We start from the raw sequence: 6313 nt of genomic DNA, 5'->3' as shown, positions 1-6313 counted from the left end.
GTGCGCGCCCGCGGGCAGATGGCGTTCGCGCGCACCCCGTAGCGCTCCAGCGCACGGGCCGCCGACAGCGTCAGCGCGGTGATGCCCGCCTTGGCGGCGCCGTAGTTGGCCTGGCCGACGGGGCCGGCCAGCCCGGCCTCCGACGAGGTGTTGATGATGCGGCCGTAAACCGTTCCCCCCGCGTCCTTGGCCTTGGCCCGCCAATACGTCGCGGCGTTCCGGGTCAGCAGGAAGTGCCCGCGCAGATGAACGGCGATGACCGTGTCCCAGTCTTCGTCGGACATGTTGAACAGCATCCGATCCCGGGTGATCCCGGCATTGTTGACCACGATGTTCAGCCCACCCAGACCGTCTGCGGTGGCGACCAGCTCGTCGGCGGTGCTCCGCTGGCTGATGTCGCCGGAGACCGCGACGGCCTTGGCGCCGGCGGCGGCGATCTCGTCGATGACGTCGGATTTGTCCAGGGCCGCGGCCATGTCGTTGACGACGATCGTGGCGCCCGAGCGGGCAAGCCCGATCGCCTCCGCCCTGCCCAGGCCGGCGGCCGCGCCGGTCACCACCGCGACGCGGCCGGACAGATCGGTCAGCTCGTCCTGCTGTGCGCTCAACTTATGAATACCTCTAGTCCTTACGAATCAGTGCCGCCCGGGGGCATTCGGCGATGGCCTGGTCGGCCAGCTCCTCCTGGTCGGCCGGCACCGGGTCCATCTTGACCACCGCGTAGTCCTCGTCGTCGAGATCAAACAGGTCCGACGAGATGCCCAGGCATACGGCGTTACCTTCACAGCGATCACGGTCAACTTCAACTCGCACGACAACCTCCTTGAAAACCAGCTGGACCTCCCCAGACCATGCAGCACCCAGCTTACGACCCGATGCCGGGCGGCCCACAGAAAACCGTCGCTGGACCCCAAGACTAGAACGTGTTACAACCGGGAGTGACACCAGGGTGAGACGATTGGGTCCCTGTCAACCCGAGTGAAGGACGAGGCGATGCGGATCGGCTACAGCCCGGAACAAGAGGAGTTGCGCCGCGAGCTGCGGTCCTACTTCACCAAGCTGATGACGCCCGAGCGCACCGAGGCGCTGAGCTCCGGCGAGGGCGAGGTGGGGCGCGGCGACGTGTATCGCGAGACGGTCGCGCAGATGGGCAAGGACGGCTGGCTGACGCTGAGCTGGCCGGAAGAGTTCGGCGGCCAAGCCCGCACGCCGATGGACGCGCTGATCTTCAGCGACGAGGCGGCCATCGCCGGCGCCCCGGTGCCGTTCCTGACCATCAACAGCGTCGCACCCACGATCATGGCGTTCGGCACCGACGAGCAGAAGAAGTTCTACCTGCCCAAGATCGCCTCGGGTGATCTGCACTTCGCCATCGGCTACTCGGAGCCCGGCGCGGGCACCGACCTGGCCGCGCTGCGCACCACCGCGGTGCGCGACGGCGACGACTACGTGATCAACGGCCAGAAGATGTGGACCAGCCTGATCGCCTACGCCGACTACGTGTGGCTGGCGGTGCGGACCAACCCGGAGGCCAAGAAGCACCGCGGCATCTCGATGCTGATCGTGCCGACCACCGCCGACGGCTTCTCCTGGACGCCCGTGCACACCATGGCGGGTGTGGACACCAGCGCCACGTATTACCAGGACGTGCGCGTTCCCACCTCGAATCTGGTCGGCGAGGAGAACGGCGGCTGGAAGCTGGTCACCAATCAGCTCAACCACGAGCGCGTCGCGCTGGTGTCGGCTCAGCCGATCTTCGTCGCGCTGGGCGCCGTTCGGGAATGGGCGCAGAACACCAAGGACGTGCACGGCAACCGGCTGATCGACTCGGAGTGGGTGCAACTCAACCTGGCTCGGGTGCACGCCAAGGCCGAGGTGCTCAAGCTGATCAACTGGGAGCTGGCATCCGCCGAGGAGGCCGCGCCGTCGCCGGCCGACGCGTCGGCGGCCAAGGTGTTCGGCACCGAGCTGGCCACCGAGGCCTACCGGCTGCTGATGGAGGTGCTCGGCACCGCGGCCACGCTGCGCGCGGGCTCCGCCGGCGCGCTGCTGCGCGGGCGGGTGGAACGGATGCATCGCGCGTGTCTGATCCTGACCTTCGGTGGCGGCACCAACGAGATTCAGCGCGACATCATCGGCATGGTCGCGCTGGGTCTGCCCCGGGTCAACCGCTAGTCGGCCGCAAATCGTAAGGACCAACATGGATTTCACCACCACCGAAGCCGCGGCCGAGCTGGGCGGGCTGGCACGCACCATCACCGACTCGGTGTGCACGCCGGAGCATCAGCGCGACCTCGACAAGCATGACGAACGCTTCGACCGCGACCTGTGGGCCAAACTCATCGACGCCGACATCCTCACCACCGCCGCGCCGGAATCGTTGGGCGGCGGCGGTTTCGGCGTGCTGGAGCAGACCGCGGTGCTGGTAGCGCTGGGCCGCCAGATGGCCGCCGTGCCTTACCTGGAGTCGGTCGTCCTGGCCGCCGGCGCCCTGGCGAAGTTTGGATCGGAAGCGCTGCAACAACAGTGGGCGGCGCCGGCGATCAATGGCGCGAAGATCCTCACCGTCGCACTGGACGGCGAAATGGGACAGGGTCCGGTGCAGGCGCAAGCTCAGGGCACTGGCTGCCGGTTGACCGGAACCCGCGCGCTGGTTGCCTACGCGCCAATTGCCGACGGATACCTGGTGCCCGCCGAATCCGACACAGGCGTGCAGGTGTTCCTGGTGGCGAAGGACGACGCCGGCGTCTCGGTCACCTCGCTGGACACCACGGGCCACGGCAGCGTCGGGCACCTGGAGCTGCAGGGAGTCGAGGTCAACGCCGAGCGCGTCGTCGGGGGCCAGGATGTGGTCAGCTGGCTGACCACGCATGGCACGTTGGGCCGCAGCGCATTTCAGCTCGGCGTGCTGGATCGCGCGCTGGAGCTGACGGCCGAGTACGCCCGTGAGCGCGAGCAGTTCGACCGGCCGATCGGCAGCTTCCAGGCGGTCGCGCAGCGACTGGCCGACGGCTACATCGACATCAAGGGCCTGCGGCTGACTGTGACGCAGGCGGCGTGGCGGTTGTCCGAGGATTTGCCCGCCGATCTGGAAGTCGGTACCGCGGCGTTCTGGGCCGCCGACGCCGGCCACCGGGTCGCGCACACCGCGGTGCACGTCCACGGCGGCGTCGGCATCGACACCGATCATCCCGTGCACCGCTACTTCCTGGCGGCCAAGCAGACCGAGTTCGGCGTCGGAGGTGCCACCGGGCAACTGCTGCGCATCGGCCGCGAGCTGGCCGACACACCCGCCTGACGCCAACAGTGAGCGAGCTTCCCACCGTCACCGATCTGCTCGCTCCGCTCGTCGACGTGGACGATCGGGGTGTCCACTTCGAGGACTCGTTCACGACCTGGCGTGAGCACATCCGCGATGGCGCAGCCATCACGGCCGCACTGCGGGCGCGACTCGATCCTGACTGCCCGCCGCACGTCGGGGTGCTGCTGCAGAACACGCCGTTCTTCTCGGCGCTGCTGGTCGCGGCCGGGCTGTCCGGAATCGTGCCGGTCGGCCTCAATCCGCTGCGCCGCGGCGCGGCACTGGCCCGCGACGTCGACCACGCCGACTGCCAACTGGTGCTGGCCGACGCGGCCACCCTGGAAACCATCGGCGACATCGATTGCGTCAACGTCGATTCCGATGCGTGGGCCGACGAGGTAACCGCTCACCGCGGCGCACCGGTAGCCCCGCAGGCGGCCAAACCCGGCGACCTGTTCATGCTGATCTACACATCGGGCACCAGCGGCGACCCCAAGGCCGTGAAGTGCAGCCACGGCAAGGTCGCGATCGCCGGTGTGACGATGACCCAGCGCTTCTCGTTGGGGCCCGACGACATCTGCTACGTGTCGATGCCGCTGTTTCACTCCAACGCGGTGCTGGTTGGTTGGGCCGTTGCGCTGGCGTGCCGCGGGTCAATGGCATTGCGGCGCAAGTTTTCCGCGTCGCAGTTCCTCCCGGATATCCGCCGGTTCGGCGCAACGTACGCGAACTATGTGGGCAAGCCGTTGTCGTACGTGCTTGCCACACCGGAGCGTGCGGATGACGCGGACAACCCGCTGCGAGCCGTCTACGGCAATGAGGGGGCACCCGCCGACGTCGACCGCTTCGGCCGCAGGTTCGGCACGTTGGTGATGGACGGCTTCGGCTCGACCGAGGGCGGCATAGCGATCGGCAGCACCCCGGACACCCCGCCGGGGTCCCTCGGTCCGCTGCCCGACGGGATCCAGATCGTCGATCCCGACACCGGCGAGCCCTGCCCGCCCGGCGTGACCGGCGAACTGGTGAACGTCTCAAACGCGGGCCGTTTCGAGGGCTACTACAACGATCCGGAGGCCGACGGCGAGCGCATGCGCGGCGGCGTCTACCACAGCGGCGACCTGGCCTACCGCGACGAGGACGGCTACGTGTTCTTCGCGGGCAGGCTGGGCGACTGGATGCGGGTCGACGGCGAGAACCTCGGCTCCGCACCGATCGAACGGGTGCTGCTGCGCCACCCCGAAGTGGTGGAGGTCGCGGTGTACGGGATACCCGCACCCGATATCGGCGACCAGGTGATGGCGGCGCTGGTGCTTGCCGACGGCGCCACGTTCGATGTCGATGTCTTTCGTGAGTTTCTGGCCGCCCAGTCCGACCTCGGGCCGAAGCAGTGGCCGTCGTTCGTGCGGGTGAGCTCCGAATTGCCGCGCACCGAGACGTTCAAGGTGATCAAGCGCCAGCTGGCTGCGGAGGGCACCGAGTGCGCCGACCCAGTGTGGCCAATCGGCCGGTAGCCTCGCGAGGGTGGGCTATCGCGAATTCCCACCACCGCCTTTGTCAACCCCCGCGGGCGAGAACCGTTGGTGGGCTTGCGCTTCCGGCCCGGTGCACTGCCCCGGCTACTCGGAGTTCCGGCCGCGGAACTGCGCAACAGCCGTGTTCGGCTGACCGAGCTCGGAATCGAGGTGCCCGGCCGTTCGCTGGTCGAGCTGGCCACCGCGCTGGCGTCCGGCGATCCGGCGGCCGAGACGGCGCCCTGGCCGCTGCCGCTGCTCAGCCATGTCACACGCCGCCTCGCCACTGGCGCGGTTATCACCGACGTGGCACGCCAGATCGGTTGGTCGAGCCGCACGCTGCAGCGTCAGTGTGCCGCGGTGTACGGCTACGGTCCCGCGACGCTGCGGCGGATCCTGCGATTCCGGCGCGCGGTCCGGTTGCTGGACGACGGCGCGTCGTGCGCGCAAACCGCGGCGGCGGCCGGCTACGCCGACCAACCGCATTTGCACCGCGAGGTCCGCGACCTCGGCGGAATGTCGCTGGCGTCGCTGCGTCAGGCCAACGCGGCGAACAGGTCAATCGACGTACCGTCGGGGTCGGTGACGGTCGCATAGCGCTGGCCCCATGGGGCGTCGAACGGCTTCAGCGTGCCGGAATGCCCGGCGGCGGTGAGCCTCTCGAACAGGGCGTCCACGTCGGATGGATCGCCCACCCCGAATGCCAGCGCCACCCGGCCCGCCGATGTCGGTGGTGTCCAGCCGGAGTGCATGCCGGCGATGATCTCCTCCGTGTCGAACGCCAGCCTGTTGCCGCCCGGGAGTTCCACCTCGACGTGGGGGCCGTCCGGATCCGGGACGGCCAGGCCCAGCAGCCGATAGAAATCCAGCGATCGTGCCAGGTCCTTGGCGACGATCTCGACGACGGTCGATGTCACGTGTATGTCCATAACGCCACGCTAGGGCGACCCACGCTGGGGCGTCGTGAACAAATCGGACAGGCCTGGGCAGCGGAACGCAGCAGTTCCGCTGTTCGTTTGAATTCATAGGTTGAAGGACTTGGAGGATCAGCAGTGACCTGCATTAGCTGTGGAGACGAAATTCTTCCCGAAAGGGCGGAAGTGGGGTTCACGTACTGCACGAAGCAGCAGTGCGTGCGAGAGAACGCCAAAGGCATGACCGTCGTCGAGATCGCCCAGAACAAGACGAATGCCGAGTACGTGATCCTGGAGGGTGAAGCCGGAGAGAGGGCCCTCAACGACATGCGGGAAGGCAAGTACCGCCGAGATCCAGTGGTGGTCAAGCGAGAAAGTCGAGCGACGAAGTTCGACGTTCCCAAGGTTGAGTTTCAGCGACCGAAGACCCGGAAGTACGCGCCGAACAGGGTGAAATTCGTTCAAGCTCTGCAGGCGCAGGGCGACGGGGTGGAAGAGATTCTCGCCAAGGGCGCATACATGAACCTGACTCGCAGTGAAGTGGTGCGCTACATGACGGCACGACGGCGTGGCGGTCGCCAATGACG

General features: G+C 67.7%; 8 protein-coding genes. 5 read left to right on the top strand and 3 right to left on the bottom strand.

The window, feature by feature from the left end:
- Both ACRDU5_RS08095 and ACRDU5_RS08090 read right to left on the bottom strand, forming a co-directional pair.
- The coding region (locus ACRDU5_RS08095; RefSeq protein ID WP_526613965.1) for an SDR family NAD(P)-dependent oxidoreductase at nucleotides 1-608 on the bottom strand (608 nt) is incomplete at its 3' end.
- 13 nt (nucleotides 609-621) lie between these two features.
- A complete protein-coding gene (locus ACRDU5_RS08090) occupies nucleotides 622-813 on the bottom strand; it encodes a ferredoxin (protein WP_526613964.1) in 192 nt (63 codons plus the stop codon).
- Nucleotides 814-993: 180 nt separating this feature from the next.
- Between ACRDU5_RS08090 and ACRDU5_RS08085 the strand changes: the two genes are divergently transcribed.
- The 4 genes from ACRDU5_RS08085 to ACRDU5_RS08070 all read left to right on the top strand — a co-directional run bounded on the left by ACRDU5_RS08085 (nucleotide 994) and on the right by ACRDU5_RS08070 (nucleotide 5409).
- Nucleotides 994-2175, top strand: a complete 1182-nt coding sequence (locus ACRDU5_RS08085; RefSeq protein ID WP_526613963.1) for an acyl-CoA dehydrogenase family protein — start codon at nucleotides 994-996, stop codon at nucleotides 2173-2175.
- Between the two features lie 25 nt (nucleotides 2176-2200).
- Entirely contained in the window at nucleotides 2201-3298 is a 1098-nt protein-coding gene (locus tag ACRDU5_RS08080) for an acyl-CoA dehydrogenase family protein (protein ID WP_526613962.1), read from the top strand.
- Nucleotides 3295-4812 (top strand): long-chain-fatty-acid--CoA ligase FadD17, encoded by a 1518-nt coding sequence (gene fadD17 / locus ACRDU5_RS08075; protein WP_526613966.1) that lies wholly within the window; start codon nucleotides 3295-3297, stop codon nucleotides 4810-4812. Before ACRDU5_RS08080 ends, fadD17 begins: the two co-directional genes overlap by 4 nt.
- A 69-nt stretch (nucleotides 4813-4881) precedes the next feature.
- A complete protein-coding gene (locus tag ACRDU5_RS08070) occupies nucleotides 4882-5409 on the top strand; it encodes a helix-turn-helix transcriptional regulator (protein WP_526613961.1) in 528 nt (175 codons plus the stop codon).
- On the opposite strand, the gene ACRDU5_RS08065 is transcribed toward ACRDU5_RS08070, so the two are convergent.
- Nucleotides 5349-5741 carry a VOC family protein gene (locus ACRDU5_RS08065; protein WP_526613960.1) on the bottom strand — a complete coding sequence of 131 codons (393 nt, stop codon included), beginning with the start codon at nucleotides 5739-5741 and terminating at the stop codon, nucleotides 5349-5351. The two genes, ACRDU5_RS08070 and ACRDU5_RS08065, sit on opposite strands and share 61 nt — an antisense overlap.
- Nucleotides 5742-5945: 204 nt before the next feature.
- Here ACRDU5_RS08065 and ACRDU5_RS08060 point away from each other — a divergent pair, with 204 nt between their 5' ends.
- Complete coding sequence (locus ACRDU5_RS08060; RefSeq protein WP_526613959.1) at nucleotides 5946-6311, top strand: hypothetical protein; 366 nt, start codon at nucleotides 5946-5948, stop codon at nucleotides 6309-6311.
- The last annotated feature ends 2 nt before the right edge of the window (nucleotides 6312-6313 follow it).

This window comes from Mycobacterium sp. (genome assembly GCF_050701515.1).
Lineage (GTDB): Bacteria > Actinomycetota > Actinomycetes > Mycobacteriales > Mycobacteriaceae > Mycobacterium.
This window is presented reverse-complemented; position numbering and strand designations above follow the sequence as displayed.

Bases quoted from the DNA above. Each gene is read 5' to 3' on its own strand.
- ACRDU5_RS08085 (WP_526613963.1), top strand. From the start codon at position 994: ATGCGGATCGGCTACAGCCCGGAACAAGAGGAGTTGCGCCGCGAGCTG.
- ACRDU5_RS08065 (WP_526613960.1), bottom strand. From the start codon at position 5,741: ATGGACATACACGTGACATCGACCGTCGTCGAGATCGTCGCCAAGGAC.
- ACRDU5_RS08080 (WP_526613962.1), top strand. From the start codon at position 2,201: ATGGATTTCACCACCACCGAAGCCGCGGCCGAGCTGGGCGGGCTGGCA.